At 55.9% G+C, this 16,810-nt stretch carries 16 protein-coding genes; 7 read left to right on the top strand and 9 right to left on the bottom strand.

The window, feature by feature from the left end; translation table 11 throughout:
* Positions 1-16 precede the first annotated feature (16 nt).
* Together AC2Q8J_RS15650 and AC2Q8J_RS15645 are read right to left on the bottom strand one after the other, a co-directional pair.
* Positions 17-487 (bottom strand): Dps family protein, encoded by a 471-nt coding sequence (locus AC2Q8J_RS15650; protein WP_286840262.1) that lies wholly within the window; start codon positions 485-487, stop codon positions 17-19.
* A 717-nt stretch (positions 488-1,204) separates the two neighbouring features.
* Positions 1,205-2,503 carry an acetyl-CoA C-acetyltransferase gene (locus AC2Q8J_RS15645; protein ID WP_027873525.1) on the bottom strand — a complete coding sequence of 433 codons (1,299 nt, stop codon included), beginning with the start codon at positions 2,501-2,503 and terminating at the stop codon, positions 1,205-1,207.
* Positions 2,504-2,673: 170 nt separating this feature from the next.
* Between AC2Q8J_RS15645 and AC2Q8J_RS15640 the strand changes: the two genes are divergently transcribed.
* Entirely contained in the window at positions 2,674-4,059 is a 1,386-nt protein-coding gene (locus AC2Q8J_RS15640; RefSeq protein ID WP_286695946.1) for a 3-oxoacyl-ACP reductase, read from the top strand.
* A gap of 33 nt (positions 4,060-4,092) precedes the next feature.
* On the opposite strand, the gene AC2Q8J_RS15635 is transcribed toward AC2Q8J_RS15640, so the two are convergent.
* Positions 4,093-5,124: an AraC family transcriptional regulator gene (locus tag AC2Q8J_RS15635; protein ID WP_204996019.1), complete on the bottom strand. Its 1,032-nt coding sequence runs from the start codon at positions 5,122-5,124 to the stop codon at positions 4,093-4,095.
* Between the two features lie 148 nt (positions 5,125-5,272).
* Here AC2Q8J_RS15635 and AC2Q8J_RS15630 point away from each other — a divergent pair, with 148 nt between their 5' ends.
* Positions 5,273-6,139 (top strand): MaoC family dehydratase, encoded by an 867-nt coding sequence (locus AC2Q8J_RS15630; protein ID WP_486451751.1) that lies wholly within the window; start codon positions 5,273-5,275, stop codon positions 6,137-6,139.
* Here the strand turns inward: AC2Q8J_RS15630 and AC2Q8J_RS15625 are convergent.
* The 4 genes from AC2Q8J_RS15625 to sthA form a co-directional block, all read right to left on the bottom strand.
* Positions 6,136-7,062 carry an NAD-dependent epimerase/dehydratase family protein gene (locus AC2Q8J_RS15625; protein ID WP_486451750.1) on the bottom strand — a complete coding sequence of 309 codons (927 nt, stop codon included), beginning with the start codon at positions 7,060-7,062 and terminating at the stop codon, positions 6,136-6,138. The two genes, AC2Q8J_RS15630 and AC2Q8J_RS15625, sit on opposite strands and share 4 nt — an antisense overlap.
* Before the next feature lie 85 nt (positions 7,063-7,147).
* Entirely contained in the window at positions 7,148-7,936 is a 789-nt protein-coding gene (locus AC2Q8J_RS15620) for a DUF3014 domain-containing protein (protein ID WP_486451749.1), read from the bottom strand.
* A gap of 198 nt (positions 7,937-8,134) precedes the next feature.
* Positions 8,135-8,329 (bottom strand): hypothetical protein, encoded by a 195-nt coding sequence (locus AC2Q8J_RS15615; protein WP_027873520.1) that lies wholly within the window; start codon positions 8,327-8,329, stop codon positions 8,135-8,137.
* A gap of 158 nt (positions 8,330-8,487) precedes the next feature.
* The gene (gene sthA / locus AC2Q8J_RS15610; protein ID WP_486451748.1) at positions 8,488-9,879 is read right to left on the bottom strand and encodes a Si-specific NAD(P)(+) transhydrogenase; all 1,392 of its coding nucleotides are present in this window, start codon (positions 9,877-9,879) and stop codon (positions 8,488-8,490) included.
* A 127-nt stretch (positions 9,880-10,006) separates the two neighbouring features.
* On the opposite strand from sthA, the gene AC2Q8J_RS15605 reads away from it, so the two are divergent.
* From AC2Q8J_RS15605 to AC2Q8J_RS15585, 5 genes are all read left to right on the top strand, one after another.
* The gene (locus AC2Q8J_RS15605) at positions 10,007-10,621 is read left to right on the top strand and encodes a class I SAM-dependent methyltransferase (protein WP_338061836.1); all 615 of its coding nucleotides are present in this window, start codon (positions 10,007-10,009) and stop codon (positions 10,619-10,621) included.
* Between the two features lie 78 nt (positions 10,622-10,699).
* Complete coding sequence (locus AC2Q8J_RS15600) at positions 10,700-11,227, top strand: phosphatase PAP2 family protein (protein ID WP_424143297.1); 528 nt, start codon at positions 10,700-10,702, stop codon at positions 11,225-11,227.
* 31 nt (positions 11,228-11,258) lie between these two features.
* Positions 11,259-12,314, top strand: a complete 1,056-nt coding sequence (locus AC2Q8J_RS15595; protein ID WP_486451747.1) for an MJ1255/VC2487 family glycosyltransferase — start codon at positions 11,259-11,261, stop codon at positions 12,312-12,314.
* The gene (locus AC2Q8J_RS15590; protein ID WP_486451746.1) at positions 12,311-13,426 is read left to right on the top strand and encodes a DUF2817 domain-containing protein; all 1,116 of its coding nucleotides are present in this window, start codon (positions 12,311-12,313) and stop codon (positions 13,424-13,426) included. Before AC2Q8J_RS15595 ends, AC2Q8J_RS15590 begins: the two co-directional genes overlap by 4 nt.
* Entirely contained in the window at positions 13,419-14,168 is a 750-nt protein-coding gene (locus AC2Q8J_RS15585; protein WP_486451745.1) for an alpha/beta fold hydrolase, read from the top strand. The genes AC2Q8J_RS15590 and AC2Q8J_RS15585 overlap by 8 nt, the downstream gene beginning before the upstream one ends.
* Before the next feature lie 77 nt (positions 14,169-14,245).
* Here AC2Q8J_RS15585 and olsF read toward each other — a convergent pair whose 3' ends face one another.
* On the bottom strand, positions 14,246-15,952 hold the full coding sequence (olsF, locus tag AC2Q8J_RS15580) for a bifunctional ornithine lipid synthase OlsF (RefSeq protein ID WP_486451744.1): 1,707 nt from the start codon (positions 15,950-15,952) through the stop codon (positions 14,246-14,248).
* 17 nt (positions 15,953-15,969) lie between these two features.
* Positions 15,970-16,779, bottom strand: a complete 810-nt coding sequence (locus AC2Q8J_RS15575) for a metallophosphoesterase (RefSeq protein WP_204996029.1) — start codon at positions 16,777-16,779, stop codon at positions 15,970-15,972.
* Between the last annotated feature and the right edge of the window lie 31 nt (positions 16,780-16,810).

The following is a 16,810-nucleotide window of genomic DNA, read 5'->3' as shown; positions in this document are numbered from 1 at the left end:
GCTGGCGCAAGGACTGTTAGCGGTTTAAGGCCCGCAACATCCACGCGGTTTTCTCGTGAATGCGCATGCGGTCTCCAACTAAGGCAACGGTCGATTCGTCGTCGGCCTCAGCGGCCGTGTTGAGCACCTCTCGGCAGGTTTTTACCACTTGCTCATGGCCGCGAGTCAGAATGTCGACCATGTCCTCGGCGCTCGGCACGCCATCCACTTCTTGCACTTTGCTCAATGACGCAAAGGCTTTGTAGGTGCCTGGCGCGGCAACATCCAGGGTGCGAATGCGCTCTGCAATATCGTCCACGGCGGTGGCGAGCTCGGTGTAATGCTCTTCAAACATCAAATGCAGGTCGCGAAAACGCGGCCCGGTAACGTTCCAATGGAAATTGTGCGTTTGCAGGTAAAGGGTGTAGGAATCTGCCAACAGGCGACTCAGGCCGTCGGCGATCTGCTGTCGATTTGCTTCGTTAATACCGATATCTATCTTTTGCATAATGACTCCTATTGTCGTTTTTGACTCCATATCACGCCGCCTGCAAGGCGACGTCTTTTTCCTACGCGAGATCGGCCTCAGCCGATTGTTTCGCTGTCAGTATCGACAGTTCTCAGCTTACGCATTCACACCTGATAGGAATATTCGTTTATATCAATGGAGGTCATTGCCAAAAACAATCGCGACTACCGAAAACGCACCCGCCGCTTTATGATGACAACACTATCTTTTTACTGAGCTTATTTATGCTGCGCCCGAACCTTGGACTCTCCGGACTTTTTTTATCGCTCACACTGCTGGGCGCGTGTTCCACCCCACCCGCACAAAGCGACGCATCACGCGAAGGTTTCATCCACTGCGAGTCACCGCGATCAGAAATATGTACTCGCGAGTATCGACCGGTGTGCGGCCACCTCGACAGCCAAATTCAGTGCGTTACTCAGCCCTGTGCGGCGCCCACCCACAAAACCTATGGCAATGCCTGCAGCGCCTGCGCCGACGAGGCTGTCGTGGGCTATGAGTTTGGCAGTTGTGAGTCGTTTGGAAAGGGACGCCTGTAAGGACGCCAGTAAGGACGCCAGCGAAGACATATCAAAGCACTGTTGGCCCGCCCCTCCCCTAAACAAGGGCAAGGACCAGGCCATAAGCAAGGCGGCACCGCAGGAGCAAAAAAAAACGGGGCCGAAGCCCCGTTTGGTGTAACGCAATGGCTATGCCTTAGCGTTCGACAATCGCCGTTACACCCTGGCCACCGGCGGCACAGATCGAAATAAGGCCTCGACCGCTGCCTTTCTCTTCCAGCATTTTCGCCAGCGTCGCGACAATACGACCACCCGTCGCCGCGAAGGGGTGGCCAGCAGCCAAAGAGCTACCATTCACATTGAGCTTGCTGCGATCAATGCTGCCCAACGCCCGATCCAGACCCAAGCGCTGTTTGCAGAATTCTTCGTCTTCCCAGGCCTTCAGTGTAGCCAGTACCTGGGCGGCAAAAGCCTCGTGAATTTCATAAAAATCGAAGTCTTGCAGCGTTAAACCAGCGCGAGCGAGCATACGCGGAACAGCATAAGCTGGTGCCAGCAACAGGCCTTCTTTTTCGCTACCCACATCTTTGCCAAAGAAGTCGACCGCTGCCGTTTCCACAAAGCTCAGGTAGGCCTTGATCGGCAGCCCCTGCTCTTTGGCCCACTCTTCACTTGCCAACAATACCGCCGATGCGCCATCGGTGAGTGTTGAAGAGTTGCCTGCGGTCAACGTACCCTGGCCGCTCTCTTTGTCAAAGGCAGGCTTCAGGGTCGACAGTTTCTCGATGGTAGTATCTGCGCGCAAAATATTGTCGCGACCCACCCCATTGAAAGGCGTAATTAAGTCCTCAAACAAGCCGCGCTCATAGGCAGCAGCGAGATTTTTATGGCTGTTGTATGCCAATTCGTCCTGCTCCTGGCGAGGGATGCCCCACTCTTTCGCAGTCACTTCGGTGTGCTCACCCATCGACATGCCAGTACGCGGCTCTGAGTTGACAGGGATCTGTACACCCAGATCTTTGCCTCGCAGTTGCAGGAAGGGCTTAACGCGCTCACCCAGGCTGCGCGCCTTGTTCACTTGCAACAGAATTTTGCGCAGACCCTCGCTCACGCCAATAGGAGCATCAGAGGTGGTATCCACACCACCGGCGATCGCAGCATCGATCTGCCCGAGGGCAATCTTGTTGGCCACCAAGTTCAGCGCTTGTAAGCCAGTGCCACAGGCCTGCTGTACATCGAAGCAAGGCGTTGCGGGGTCGAGAGAAGTACTCAGTACCGATTCGCGAGTAAGGTTGAAGTCACGGCTGTGCTTCATTACCGCACCAGCGGCAACTTCGCCAAGGCGCTGGCCTTGGAGCTGGTAGCGCTGAACCAAGCCCTCAATCGCTGCGGTTAGCATGTCTTGGTTGCTAGCACCGAAATAAGCGGTATTAGAGCGGCAAAAAGGGATGCGGTTGCCGCCGATAATAGCGACGCGCTTGATGGTTTGAGCCATGACAGATCCTCAGGTGTTTTGTCAGGTGGCGCAGTGTAACAAGCCGCAGCAAGGCCACATTGGCTGAGGCGACACGGCAGCAGCGGCGGCGATGTCAATTCACCACCGGCGGTCTGCGCGTAGAATTGCCGCCCATAACACAGGGCACACCCTCATTCAGGAGTCATTTTATGTCTGATCGTATCGAGAACTTTATTAATTCCAACGCAGGTAAAAAGGTACTTGGCGCACTGGGCGTCAACGCTCCTCGTGAACTCGCCCGCTACACCCCCTCCCAGCGCAGCTTTTTTAAAGGGCGCCTACTGCTCGGCGCTGGCGACAACGCTGCCTTACTGGCACAGGTATCAAAAATTCTCGCCGAGAGCGACGCAGAGGTATTTGGCGACGACAATGCCCGTCTGCAATGTACTGCCCTGACACAAGACAACGGTAGCGATGCCCCCTTCGCCGCACTGGTATTCGATGCGACCGGCATGCGCGACTCACTGGAGCTGGTTGCAGCCTACCGCTTCTTCAATGCCAACATTCGCAAGCTGGCTCCCGGCGGCCGCATCGTTATTCTGGGCCGTCCGCACATGGGCGCCGATAACGCCGAACAGGCAGCCACCCAGCGTGCACTGGAAGGCTTGAGCCGCTCACTGGCAAAAGAAGTGGGTGCGCGCGGCAGCACTGCACAACTGATTACCGTTGCCAACGGCGCCGAGGGAGACTTCGGCAGCAGCCTGCGCTTTGTCTTGTCGCCGAAATCGGCCTATGTCACTGGCCAGGTCATTGCCGTTAACGCCGTCGAGCAGTCGGGTAATGTCGATTGGCACAAACCTCTGGCAGGCAAAACCGCCCTGGTGACCGGCGCTTCTCGCGGCATTGGTGAAGCGATTGCCGACACGCTGGCGCGCGATGGCGCCACCGTTATCGGTGTCGATGTTGCGCCAATGGAAGACGACCTTGTGAAAGTGATGACCCGCCTGGGTGGTCAGCCCCTGATCGCAGACATCACCGCTGAAGATGCCCCCGCCAAGATTGCCAGCGCCGCTAAACAGGCAGGTGGTATCGATCTTATCGTCCACAACGCCGGTGTTACTCGCGACAAAACCATTGCCAATATGACCGAGCAGCAATGGCAAATGACGCTGGATATCAACTTGGCCGCCGCACAGCGCATTACGCGTGAACTGCTGGACCAGGGCCTTATCCGCAATGGCGGCAGCATCGTTGGCGTGTCGTCAATGAACGGTATTGGCGGTCAGCGCGGGCAAACCAACTACGCCGCATCCAAAGCGGGTGTCATTGGTTACGTTGACTTCATGAAGAATGACGAGCAGCTACGCGCTCACAATATTACGGTCAACGCCGTTGCCCCCGGCTTTATTGAAACCGCAATGACCGCGGCGATTCCGCTATTCACACGTATGTTCGGCCGACGCCTGAACTCGCTGTCCCAGGGCGGGCTGCCAGTAGACGTTGCCGAGGCGATTGCCTTCTTCGCCAACCCCCTCTCTCGCGGGGTGAGTGGCAATACACTGCGTGTATGCGGCCAGTCCTGGTTCGGCGCCTAAGACGGCTTCAGTGGGCGGGGCATTGCGCGCCGCCTACTGTTGTTTCTGTTGGCGATACTCTATCGGCGTTAGGCCGGTCCAGCGTTTAAATGCCCGATAAAAGGTACTGGGCTCGGAAAACCCCGTCAGATACACCACGTCAGCAATGCTTTCATCGGTGCGCGACAACAAGCGCTTGGCGAGTATGCAGCGATAATCTGCCAACACCTGGTTAAAACTGGTGCCCGCCTCCGTCAAACGCGAGCGTAGCACTCGCTCATTCATCCCCAGGCGTTCTGCCACACTTTCCAAGCTGGGCTGACCCAGCTCAAGCATTTCCGCAATCACTTGCTTAACATCGCCCACAACGTCCTGACGTGAGAGCCGTTCAAGCTGTTTGCTGGCGACTTTTTCATGGAGTTTCAGCAAATCCGGCTCGGCATGGCTAGATGGTGTTGCCAGAATATCAGCGGCAAATACCAAGCTCTGCTCTTTGGCATCGAAATGTACCGGGCAATTGAAGTGCTTTTCATACTCGGCAACATCCCCCTGCAGCGGGTGGCCAAGGTTAATCTCCCGGGTTTGAAACGCGCCGTCGGTCAACGCTTCAAAGTAGCGCTGCATAAAACGCACGAAGCACTCATCGCGGTGGCGCAGCTCTGCCTCACTGTCGCCAATAAAATCCAGTACCACACGCGCTTCATCGCCTTCCACATGCAGCTTAAACTGCATGGCATCGGTCACTAAGCGCTGATAATTTTCCGCCCGGCGCAAACCATCGCCAAAGCTGGGGCTACTCAGAAATAGGTATTCCAGTACCTGGCCACGGTATACCGGTACATGGTTGGCCAGGTGCAAGCCAATGCTTTTGTCGCCGCTGACTTCTTCTAACACGCGCCAAAATTGCACCTGCGCAGCGTGGGGGAAACGCGCGCTGCGATCTTTCAACAACTTGGGAGAAATTTTGCACTCGCTGACGATCCGCTCAACATCCAATCCCAGCTCTTGAATGGCCGGGTAAGCCAGCTGGATCAGGAAGCTGGAATCACTCAGTTCTGAAAAACCTTTTTCCGTGGAATCGCTCATTACACTCGCTATCTATGGCTGTTCTAGACGCTGACTTCATGGCTGGGATTGGCCGGAGCGCAGAATCAATTCTGCCTCATCAGCAAATAATTTACTGCTCAGCATTGATTATACTGTGAAGCTGCACCGAATAAGGAGTAAGAGTAGCATGAGCGTCGCTCAGGAACTAAAAATCAAACGTCTACCGGCCCTCGCCCCCCTCCTCGCCAGAGCGGCATTGCCCAAGCGCCAAAGCAAAGCGCTTAACTTCCCTGAACGCAGCATTGAGCTGGCGCCAGTGCGTTACAGCCAACGACAGCTCAAACGCTATGCCAAATCCTGCGGCTTTAGCCTGAACGGCAACACCCTGCCCGCGAGTTTCCTGCATATTATGGTCTTCCGGCTGCAAATGCAGCTAATGATACAGCGCGACTTTCCCGTTGCGGCAATGGGCTGTGTGCACCTGAACAATGAAATCATTCAGCACCGCGCTATTAACAGCAGCGAAACACTGCGCATGGTGTGCCGCCTGAGTGACCATGAACTCACCGCCAGAGGGGTTGAGTTTACATTTGAATGTCTCGTTTACGCTGGCGATGAGTGTGTCTGGGAAGACCGCAGCCAGTACCTGTCGCGACGCAAGACCGGGATTGCCAAACCCGCCAAGAGCAAGCCGCGCGAAGCCCGGCGCTATGCTAACCAAGAGGCCATGCACATCCCTAACAGCACGGCTCGTCATTACGCCCTTGCCTCGGGCGACTTCAACCCCATTCACTTACACGACCTCAGCGCCAAGGTGCTGGGCTTTAAGAAAATGGTGGTACACGGCATGTGGAGTAAGGCCGCGTGCATGGCGAAGCTCATCGATGGCGGCGACGCCCTGCGCTGTCGCGTGGAATTTAAGACCCCCGTGTTTCTTCCATCGAAGGCCGAACTTCACTACGAAAAAGGCCCCGACAACACAGTCTTTGAACTGCGTGACGCCGCTAGCGGCAAGCCACACCTGATCGGGGAATTGTCACCGATCAGCGCTTAGGCAAGCAGTAACTCTGGCGCCAGCTGCTCTACCATTTCTCGCAGCCCCTGGCGCCAGTCTTTTTTAGTCGGCCCGATTAATGCGTGCATTTTTTCGGTGTCGATTTGCAAGCTACCAAAGGCTTGTGGGTTGTCTCGGAAGCGCGGCTGCAAGCCACAGAGTTCGCCCAAGTATTCACACCACTGCTCAATACTCACCGCTTCAGAGCCGCCGAAATTTACCGTGCACACCTCTGTGCTGGCCGCCGCCAGCAGGTAGGGCAATTTCTCAATATAGTCACTGCTGTGCAACAAGTTATAGAAGTTCGGCGCCTCAGGGTGGACGTCAATATCCATCCCCTCTTTCATCATCAGCAGGTGGAAAAACGGCCAACCACCATTGTTGCCATAGGGGACACTCAAGCGGGCAATCGTCGTTGGAATACCGTATTGGCGAGCGGCGAAGCGACAGACCGACTCAGCAGCAATCTTCGACAAACTGTAGGTCGGGAACATTGCCCGGTGATTATCGCCAAGCGGCGCACTCTCTTCGCGCGGCTCCTGACCGGCGTATTCATAGACGGCCGTTGATGAGAAATGCAGCACAGCTTTGGCACTGCGGCAATGCGCCATCAAATTCCCGATGCCTTCGGCGTTTGCTCTCAGGTCGTAGTCAAAGTCACCACTTTTGACCACCGCCAGGTTGATCACGTAGTCCACATCACTGGGGCAGGCCTCCAAACTGCGGTGATCCGCAAGGTCTCCTTTGACAGTGTTGACGCCCATTGCCTCGAGCTGCTGACGCTGCTTCTCGTCAGAAAAACGCGCCACCGCGGTCAGCTCACACTGCGCAGCAAGCGCTTCGACAATGGGCGCGGCCACTTGGCCACCGGGGCCAGCAAGAAGGATTCGACTACCGGAAATATCAACAGGAGAAAGGGTCATAGCTGCCTCATTATTCATCTTTGAGGCGAGTGTAGCGTGGGAGGGATCTTCAGCCACCCTCCAAACGGGTGGCTGAAAGCAGGCCTTACAAGTAGCTTTGTAGCTGACGCAACCAGTCTTGCAATGACTTCATGTTATCCGGGCCCAAACGCCACAGCCACTTACTGAGCGGGTCGGCATTTTCCAGAACCGGGTCAGCGTATTCATAGAACACTTTTGGGCGGCGCAATTCCGCATCGGCGGGAATCGGCTCAACGATCAGCAAGTGCTCAATCGTGGTACGTAGCTGATTATCAAAGGACTGCGGATTACCTAATTCGTTGTAGCTCGACTCCAGGAAGGGCGACCATTTTTTATAGTAGATCGCGACTTTTTTCGGATCTAAGGCGGTAACCGCATTTACCAGCGGTTCCCAGCGGCGGAAGTTACCGGGGTCGTTTGCCATGCCCTTTTCAGTCTTAATGACCAAAAAGGCCTCTTTGTCGTAACTGATCGGCAGGTGTTTGTTTGGCAGGCGAAAACGCGCCATTTGATCGACCAAAGCGACCCACTTACGAATTTGATGCTGTGGTTGCAGCCACTGCCCCAATGACGGAGACAGTTCCGTTGCCGCGTCTCGCACCTGGTCATCACTGCCATCTATTTCTCGCGGAGGCGCCGGCGCCTTGGCCGCTTGCTCTTGATAGTCTTGCTCCTGCTCGACCGCCAGCGTTTCTTTTATCGCAGATGTTTTCGGCGGCATAGAGGCCTGGAAATCCTCCGAGCTGGTCTCAGGCTCGTTGAATTCACTGTTTGCCGAGCGCTCGACCACAAACCAGACGAAGGCGCCAACAGCAGCAATGATCACGATCGCAGACAGGGATTTCCAGTTCATTTACGCTTCCTGTTATGTTTTTTGATTGTGCAAGAAATAACGTTGTCGCAGCGACAGCCCAATGACGCTGCAACGTGACATTTGCCCATGGTATCCCCGCGGACTATGCGCGGCAACTGTGGGGAAGAATATTCGAGGGAAAATAATGCGCCAGCACCCATCGTAACCGCCGACGGGTGCCAGTTAAGAATGGAAGGCCTACAGGTCGAGGTCGTCTAGCAGTTCCAGCTCCTCCATTAGCCTTTTACGTTCGAGCCGCTCTTCAATACGTCGGCGAATACTGTTGTCTCGCCCCCCCATATCAGGGCCGTCGTCGTAGTTTGCACCACCATCGTCAAAGAAGTTGTCATCGAAGTCGTCAACACTCTCTGACACTGCCATTTCTCTAGCCATATCAAGCTCACTCCAGCACGATTAAATACGGAAGCAACCATCGGCAATTAGCACGGTTGTTCAGCTGACTATTTATGCTGAGATCGGCAGTCTGTCAATGAAAATTTACCCCTACTTTGGTCTCGGTTTATATCAGCCAAGCGCAGAGCAGGCATAGCCTACAGGCGATTAAGGCCATTCAGCGCCGCGGTGCGATAAGCCTCGGCCATAGTGGGGTAGTTAAAGGTGGTTCCCAGGAAGTAACGCAGGCTGTTTCCACCGTTCTTCTGTTTCATAATTGCCTGGCCGATATGAATAATTTCCGCCGCTTCGGCACCGAAACAGTGAATCCCGAGAATCTCCAGGGTTTCTACATTAAACAGCAGCTTCAGCATGCCAACGGTTTCCCCGCTGATCTGCCCCCGGGCGGTGTCTTTAAAAAATGCCCGGCCCACTTCGTAGGGTACGCGTTGCTCGGTGAGCTCGCGCTCATTCAGGCCCACTGAACTAATTTCCGGCAGGGTGTATATCCCTGTGGGTACGTCGTCGACAAACCGGCACTGCTCCTTACCGCGCGCCGACGCCGATGCCGCCCGCCCCTGGTCGTAGGCAGCGCTGGCCAAGCTCGGCCAGCCAATCACATCGCCGGCGGCGTAGATATTCTCGACATTCGTCTGGTAGTGCTTGTCCACGTTTAACTGGCCGCGATGATCCGGCGTGATGCCCACGGTCTCTAGCCCCAGGCGGTCGGTATTACCGCTGCGTCCGTTACACCACAGCAGGGCGTCGGCGTGAAGGCGCTTGCCACTTTCCATTTTTAGGACGACTTCCTTATCACTGGCCTCTACCTCGCTATAGACCTCTCGGTGGCGAATCATCACGCCGAGGTGGCGCAAGTGATAACTCAGTGCATCGGAGATTTCGTCGTCGAGGAATTCCAACAAGCGGTCACGGGTATTGACCAGTTCCACCTTGATCCCGATACCAGAGAAGATTGAGGCGTACTCACAACCAATCACACCAGCGCCGTAAACAATAATTTTACGGGGCGTATTGGTCATCGCCAGGATACTGTCACTGTCGTAAACACGCGGGTGACTGAAGTCGATATTCGCGGGCCGGTAGGGGCGCGAGCCCGTTGCAATCACAATGTTCTCGGCGCTGTAGTGCTCTTGTTTGCCGTCTTCACCTTCCACAGCCAATGTATGCGCATCGACAAAGCTCGCCCTGCCGGGAATCACACGAATATTATTGCGATAGTAAAAGCGGCTGCGCATGGCCACTTGGCGGGCGATCACCTCGTTAGCGTGGCTGAGTAAACGCGGATACGTGAGCGTTCGCGGGTCGCCAATTTCCCGGAAAATGGGCATGCGATTAAAGCGTATCGCCTGTCGCACCATATGACGCAGGGCCTTGGAAGGAATGGTTCCCTGGTGGGTGCAAGCCCCCCCAACCTGTGACTGCTCCTCGATAACAGCAGCACTTTGACCATGTTTGACCGCGTTCAATGCCGCGCTTTCGCCGGCAGGCCCGCTGCCAATTACCAGTACATCAAAATCATAGTTGGCCAATTTACCCTTCCTTATCGCCGCTGCGCGGGGCGTTAACCACTTTGAGCTATTCAGGCAGTATACTACCGCCATCGTAAGAGAAAGGGGATTCGACCTTGGTCTGTCCCCAAGCCCAAGAGACCGAGCCGTGCCCACAAGCTCCCACCAACGAGAACACTATGGCCTGCGCTATATGATGGCGAGCGCGCCAGCAATGCGCCGCCTCAAGCGCGGCAACAACAGCCGCTTGCACGGCAGCAAAAATTGGGGCGCGGCATTCTTACTGATGGAATACCTGAGCCAGCACCCTCTCCCGCCCAATCGCTCCGTACTCGATGTCGGCTGTGGCTGGGGGCTGGCAGGACTGTATTGCCGCAAACGCTTTCATTCAGCGGTGACTGCCAGCGATGCTGACCCAGCGGTATTCCCCTATCTTCAGGCGCAGGCCGACATTAACGACCTCACTATCGACACCGAGGTCTGGCGCTTTGCCGACGTTCCAGACGACGCGCTTGCCGCGGCCGATACCCTGATCGCCAGCGATATTTGCTTTTGGGACGATATGGCTGAAGAGGTTTACCAGCTTATCGCCCGCGCTGTTGAAGCCGGTTGCGGCAGAATTCTCATTGCCGACCCCGGTCGGCCACCCTTTTTAGCGGTAGCGGAGGCCTGTATTGAGGACTTCTATGCCGAGCTCGTGCCCGTCAAAGCCCATACGTCACGCCCACACCGCGGCTATGTGCTGCGTATCGAGAACGCCTGAACTGTCTCAATACTGCAATATTGCTGTCACGTAACTGAAAGCTGTCAGGGGTAGTGTTTGATTCGAGAGGATTAAACTATGCGCTTGATACAGACAATAAATCAGTTCGATGTGCGGATGTTTCTCGCTTGCGTTAACACTCGCCACCAACAGCAACTCTGCCGGCTCGCCTTTGCCATATCAAAGAGTGGCGATGGCTATACGCAGCTCTTTCTGCCACTCGCGCTCTATGCACTGGGCGTGCACAGCAGCGAGATATTTGTTGCTAGCGTAGCAACCGGATTCGCGGTGTGGCTACCGCTCTACTGGGTGTTGAAAAATACCTGTCGCCGCAAGCGGCCTCCCGCGGCAATCCCGCAATTCAATGCCGCCATCATTGCCTCGGACGAGTTTAGCTTTCCCTCTGGGCATACCGCGGCCGCCTTCCTACTCGCGACCTTAGCCGTACTGTGCTTTGGCGCCGCCGCATCAGTACTCTTCCTTTGGGCGGTGGCCGTGGGCGCTTCGCGAGTGGTACTGGGCGTGCACTTCCCAACTGATACCTTTGCCGGCGCTGGCCTTGGCATTGCCCTCGCGCACGTTGCCCATAGTCTGGTGATCGGTTGATCTTAGCAATCAAAGAGACACGCGCTTTACCATGAAACTACTCTATGGGGTCCAGGGCACTGGCAACGGACACATCTCCCGCGCTCGCATGATGGCGAAGCACTTCGCCGCTCGCAACGTCGATGTGCAATATCTATTTAGCGGCCGCTCGCCAGAACAGTACTTCGACATGGACGTATTCGGCGACTTTCAGCTGCGCCACGGCCTCACTTTTGCAACGCGGGATGGCCGGATAAGCACCCTGCAAACCCTGCGAGAATCGCGGCCGCTGCAATTTATAAAAGATGTACGCTCGCTCGATCTCAGTGACTACGACCTTGTGATTACCGACTTCGAACCCGTTACCGCCTGGGCCGGCCGACTGCAAGGTAAAACCGTCATCGGCGTCGGCCACCAATATGCATTTGGCCACCCCGGTGTACCCGAGGACGGCGTAGATTTTCGCAATCGCTTGATCATGAAACTGTTCGCTCCCGTTAAAGTGGGGCTCGGCCTGCACTGGCATCACTTTGGCGGCCCAATTGTGCCGCCAATTATTAACCCCGACGAGAAACGTTTAGCACCGGCGTCGCACACCCTCGTTTATCTTCCCTTCGAGGATCAGCAGCGCGTCACCGCGTTGCTACAAAGTTTCAAAGATCAACATTTCATCCAATATGCACCGACGCTCTCTGACGCCGACCACGGCAACGTTTCACACCGAAAAACCAACCTGCACGGGTTTAAGCAGGACCTGTGTAGTGCCCGAGGCGTGATCTGCAACGCCGGCTTTGAGCTGGTTAGCGAATGCTTGCACATGGGCATTCCGGTATTGGCCAAGCCCGTTGCCGGCCAGTCAGAGCAACTGGGTAACGCGGCGTCACTGCGTCAACTCAAACTTGCCGACACCATGGCCGATATTGATCGTGAGCACATCGCGAACTGGCTGCGACAGCCTCAGTCCAGTGCCGCGCAAAACTACCCCGACGTCGCCGGCGCAATTTGCGAGTGGTTGCTTTCCGGGCAATGGCACAATCGCCAGGCTCTCGTGGATGCCCTTTGGCAGAACGAGCAAAACCACGCCGTGACCGCCGACCTGTCCCTTTGAGTAACGACAGCCAGCCATCCGACAGACATTTTGTCGGGCCGCCCCCGCTCAATTTTCATGAATTGATGGACGACTGCCGAGGCCCCCTGCACCGGCGCCTGTCTGAGCTGTTGGCGGTTGAGCAGCTCTGCCGCCAAGCCGGGCCGCTGCTAAAAAGCCGCTGCGAAGCGGTAATTAATGTTGATAATTTTCGGCTGCCCATCGTCTCGCTAACCTTGGGGGATCCACAACGCGCCAGGAGTTGCTTGCTGCTGACCGGAGGTGTGCACGGCGTAGAGCGTATCGGCAGCCAGGTATTGATTGCTTGGTTGGAGTCAGCACTGGAACGCTGCCGCTGGGACACTCACTGGCGGCAGCAATTTGATGAAGACATCGCCATCATCGCCGTACCTATCGTCAACCCCGCGGGTATGCTGCGCGACGCCCGCTGCAACGCCAACGCCGTTGATCTCAACCGCCATGCACCTATAGACGCCGAGGACCGGGTTCCTTTTCTTGTTGGCGGGCAAAGGCTGTCCCGCCATTTGCCTTGGTACCGCGGGCGCTGGGAGAAACAGGTAGAGCCGGAGTTTCAGGCACTGAGCGATATCATCGACCGGCATAGCCGGGGCGGCGACCGGATGATGATGGCGATAGACTTTCACTCAGGCTTCGGCTTTCGCGACCACATTTGGATTCCTCACGCCTACCGCAAACAGCCCATCGATGATATCGGCAGCTATATGTCGCTGAAGCTGCTGTGGGAGCGCAACTTTCCCCACCACAACTACGTATTCGGCCCGCAGGCGATGCACTACCTCAGCCATGGCGACATGTGGGACTACTTTTATCTGCGTTGCCGCGAGCGCGGCTGCCGCCTGCTGCCACTCACCCTGGAAATGGGCAGTTGGCTGTGGGTGAAAAAACATCCCCGCCAGCTGTTTAGCTTCGCCGGTCTATTTAACCCGACCGTGCCACACCGCCATGCACGCGTTTTACGGGGGCACTTATTGTTGATCGACTTCCTGCTGGCCGCCTGCCGAAATAGCGCAGAGTGGCTGACCCACGGCGAACAAGACCGGCAGATGCAGCAAATCGCGCAAACCCTTTGGTATCAGCACCTCAATGACTGAATCATCGCCAAAGCACTGGCTCTTTTTGCGAGGCCTGGCCAGAGAGACCGGCCACTGGCAACTGTTTATCGAACAGTGTCAGAACACCCTGGCCTGGCAGTGCCATAGCCTGGATCTGCCCGGCTTTGGCACGGAGCACAACGACGTATCGCCGCTGTCGATCCGACAAATCCGCCAGAACCTGCAATCCCGGCTCACTCTGCCCGAAGGCGAAGCCATCGGCATTGTTGCGCTGTCACTTGGCGGCATGGTTGCCCTGGACTGGTTAGCCCACGACCCACAGCGTGTGCACCGCGCCATACTCATCAATTCCAGTAGCGCAAATTGCCCGCTCTGGTGGCGCATTCAGCCACGCGCCCTGCCACTGCTTGTACGCGGTGTTTTTGCGCCGTCGATCGACAGTCAGGAGCGCTGGGCGCTGCGCATGGTGAGCAACCAACACAGCGAGGATGCGTCGGTATTGAATCGGCACAAACAATTGCGCGCGCAGCACCCCGCCCAAAAAAGTAATGTACTGCGACAGCTCTGGGCCGCCTCGCGCTTTCGCGCACCCGCAAAACTGGCCCCACATCAACGCCTGCACCTGCTTGCCAGCCACGGCGATCGCATGGTGTCGTGGCGCTGCAGCAACGCACTGGCTGAGCGTTTTAACTGTTCGCTGGATGTTCACCCCAACGCCGGACACGACCTTCCCCTGGATGCCCCGGACTGGGTAATTCAGCAGTTTGCCGCGCAGCAATAATCCACAGAGTTAAAAAAACCGCGCAAGCCTGTTTGGCCTGCGCGGTCTTCGCCATTACCTTGCTGTTTTTAACGCGCTCAGTAGCCCAAGTAGCGCTTGCGGCGTGCGGGTTTCATTTTCTCTATGTCGACGAGTACCAGGCCATCAATACAGTCGGCAAAATCCGGGTCCACATTAAAATCAGCAAAGCTTACGCCACCCGGCTCACATAGCTCTGTATATTGCTTGTAGAGGGTGGGCACCGAACACCCCTGCTGGGCCAGTGATGCCTTGAGCTGCACAAATTCTTCCTTGTAGTCCTTGCCGTAACTCACCGGTGTGTTTAGCTCACTGCGATACGGCATCTTGGCGCTCGCCCACCGCCGCTCATCGGCAAAGTGGCTGCGATAAAAATGCAATAGTTCATCTTTTGCGGCCTTCGGCAACTCGTCACTCAAACTGACCGGGCCAAACAGGTAGCGCAGCTCGGGGTACTTCGCCAAATACTGCCCCACGCCCTGCCAGAGATAATCCAGCGCATTGCGGCCCCAATACTTCGGCTGAACGAAGGAGCGTCCTAGCTCGACACCCCGGGCAAAAATCTCACTGGCGGCGTCCGCGTTGTAGTCAAACAGGGTTTGGCTGTAGAGGGTTTGCTCGTCGGTTAAAGTGGCAACCTGTTTCAGCCGATACGCGCCGACCAACTCCAGCTGCTCTTCATCCCACAATACAATGTGATCGTAGTAAGCATCGTAACTATCGACATCGCGTCGGTGCCCAGTACCTTCGCCAACCGCGCGAAAACTCACTTCTCGCAGGCGGCCAATCTCGCGCATGATGGTGCAATCACCACTGTACTGATAGCGGTATATCTCCATGCCGTCTCGGCTGCTCCCCAGGCGCTCACAGCTTCGTATCGCCTTGCGCAGTTCCTGACGGTCCTCGGGGTGTGCCACCGGTTGCGCGTGAGGCATAAAACACGGCTCGCCCCGGCGTTTGCGCTTTCCCAGTTTGTATAAATGCTTTTTAAATAAATGGACTTTTGCCGGGGTAGTAAGCGGCAGTTGCTGGTATACCGAGGGCTCAACTGCCGCCCCAATGCTCACTCTCACTGTGCGGTTATTCTGCTTGAACATTTCACGGATCAACCACAGTGTAGAAAGCGGTTTGGCAAGCAGAGACAGGGCGTAGAAAAATACCGAGTTGCGAGCGCTAATATGCACCGGCAGAATCGGCGCTTCGGCACGCTCGGCGAACTTTAAAAAACCGTTGCGCCAGCGGCCATCGCGAATGCCGGCGGGGCTAAAACGCGAGACCTCTCCAGCGGGGAAAATGATCACAGCTCCCTCGCCTTCAATATGCTCATGAATCGCTTTGAGATTTTCCTTGCGATTGCGTTTGCCGCTCATATTATCCACGGGCAGTAACATTGAGCGCAGCGGTTTCAGGGCATACAGCAATTCATTGGCAACAACCTTAACATCGCCGCGCACTTCCGATACCAGTTTCAACAGCGCGAGGCCGTCGAGGCTGCCAATGGGGTGATTGGATATGATGACCACCCTGCCTGACACAGGGATACGCTCCTTATCCAGCGCACTAACGGCATAGCCGAAGTCGAAGTAATGCAGCACTTGCTCAACAAAGTCCATGCCCTGTAGATGCGGGTAGTCCTTTTCAAACTGCTTAAACTCCGCCTCGTGAAACAGGTAGCGCAACAAAGTGGTGAGCGTGCGTTTTATATGGGGATTGCCACTGGCAATACGCGGAAATCGCTCATTGATAACGGCATCAACGGAGATCATTATTCAGTACCTCTGGCTTAACTGGCGCGTCGCATTGGCAGCACATCTGCGCTTTTCGGTTCGCCGATCTTGTCGAGTGATTGCTGGGTTTCGGTCCACTGAAGCAGCTCAATCTCGCCGTCATGGCTTTCCGACAGCAAGGTGCAGTTCTCAATCCAGTCGCCGTCATTGCAGTACAGCAGGCCATCAATTTCCTTCAGCGCGGGCTGATGAATGTGGCCGCAGATAACGCCGTCCAGACCGCGCCTCTCCGCTTCCTTAACAGCGGCACGCTCGAAGACATCGATCACTTGGCGAGCATTGGGGATTCGTTGTTTGATATACGTGGCAAGCGACCAATAGTGGCGCCCAAAGCGACGGCGGAAAAAGTTGGCCCAGCGGTTGAGGAACAACAGCAAATCGTAGGCGGCGTCGCCGATAAGGCTCTCCCACTTTCGCAGTTGCATATGCTCATCGAGAATATCACCGTGAAACATCAACAGACGCTTACCCTTCACAGTGGTGTAAACGGCTTCTTTGCGAATTTCGATGGGACCGAAAATATTCCCAACATAGTCCCGGAACGGTTCGTCGTGGTTGCCCGGTATATAGACAACACGTGTGCCAGCATTCGCTTTATGGAACAGCGTGCGGAGCACTTCGTAGTGGCTGGGAGGCCAGTACAGGCTACGTTTCATGGCCCATAAATCGACAACATCACCAACCAAGTAAATCGTTTCACAGTCCACTCGGTTTAAGAAATCGAGCAGGTAATCTGCGCGACAGTCTTTGAAGCCCAGGTGAATATCAGATAGCCATATGGTTTTGTAATGTGTCTGCGCTGTCACGCGTCGCGCTCCCGCTATGCATTTGTGGCAA

The sequence above is a fragment of the Spongiibacter sp. C9W genome (assembly GCF_057370015.1).
This window is presented reverse-complemented; position numbering and strand designations above follow the sequence as displayed.

Excerpts from the sequence above, each read along its gene's own strand:
- AC2Q8J_RS15630 (WP_486451751.1), top strand. The coding sequence starts at position 5,273 with ATGAGCGTCGCTCAGGAACTAAAAATCAAACGTCTACCGGCCCTCGCC.
- AC2Q8J_RS15625 (WP_486451750.1), bottom strand. The coding sequence starts at position 7,062 with ATGACCCTTTCTCCTGTTGATATTTCCGGTAGTCGAATCCTTCTTGCT.
- AC2Q8J_RS15635 (WP_204996019.1), bottom strand. The coding sequence starts at position 5,124 with ATGAGCGATTCCACGGAAAAAGGTTTTTCAGAACTGAGTGATTCCAGC.
- AC2Q8J_RS15650 (WP_286840262.1), bottom strand. The coding sequence starts at position 487 with ATGCAAAAGATAGATATCGGTATTAACGAAGCAAATCGACAGCAGATC.
- AC2Q8J_RS15595 (WP_486451747.1), top strand. The coding sequence starts at position 11,259 with ATGAAACTACTCTATGGGGTCCAGGGCACTGGCAACGGACACATCTCC.
- AC2Q8J_RS15645 (WP_027873525.1), bottom strand. The coding sequence starts at position 2,503 with ATGGCTCAAACCATCAAGCGCGTCGCTATTATCGGCGGCAACCGCATC.
- olsF (WP_486451744.1), bottom strand. The coding sequence starts at position 15,952 with ATGATCTCCGTTGATGCCGTTATCAATGAGCGATTTCCGCGTATTGCC.
- AC2Q8J_RS15600 (WP_424143297.1), top strand. The coding sequence starts at position 10,700 with ATGCGCTTGATACAGACAATAAATCAGTTCGATGTGCGGATGTTTCTC.
- AC2Q8J_RS15615 (WP_027873520.1), bottom strand. The coding sequence starts at position 8,329 with ATGGCTAGAGAAATGGCAGTGTCAGAGAGTGTTGACGACTTCGATGAC.
- AC2Q8J_RS15640 (WP_286695946.1), top strand. The coding sequence starts at position 2,674 with ATGTCTGATCGTATCGAGAACTTTATTAATTCCAACGCAGGTAAAAAG.
- AC2Q8J_RS15585 (WP_486451745.1), top strand. The coding sequence starts at position 13,419 with ATGACTGAATCATCGCCAAAGCACTGGCTCTTTTTGCGAGGCCTGGCC.
- AC2Q8J_RS15620 (WP_486451749.1), bottom strand. The coding sequence starts at position 7,936 with ATGAACTGGAAATCCCTGTCTGCGATCGTGATCATTGCTGCTGTTGGC.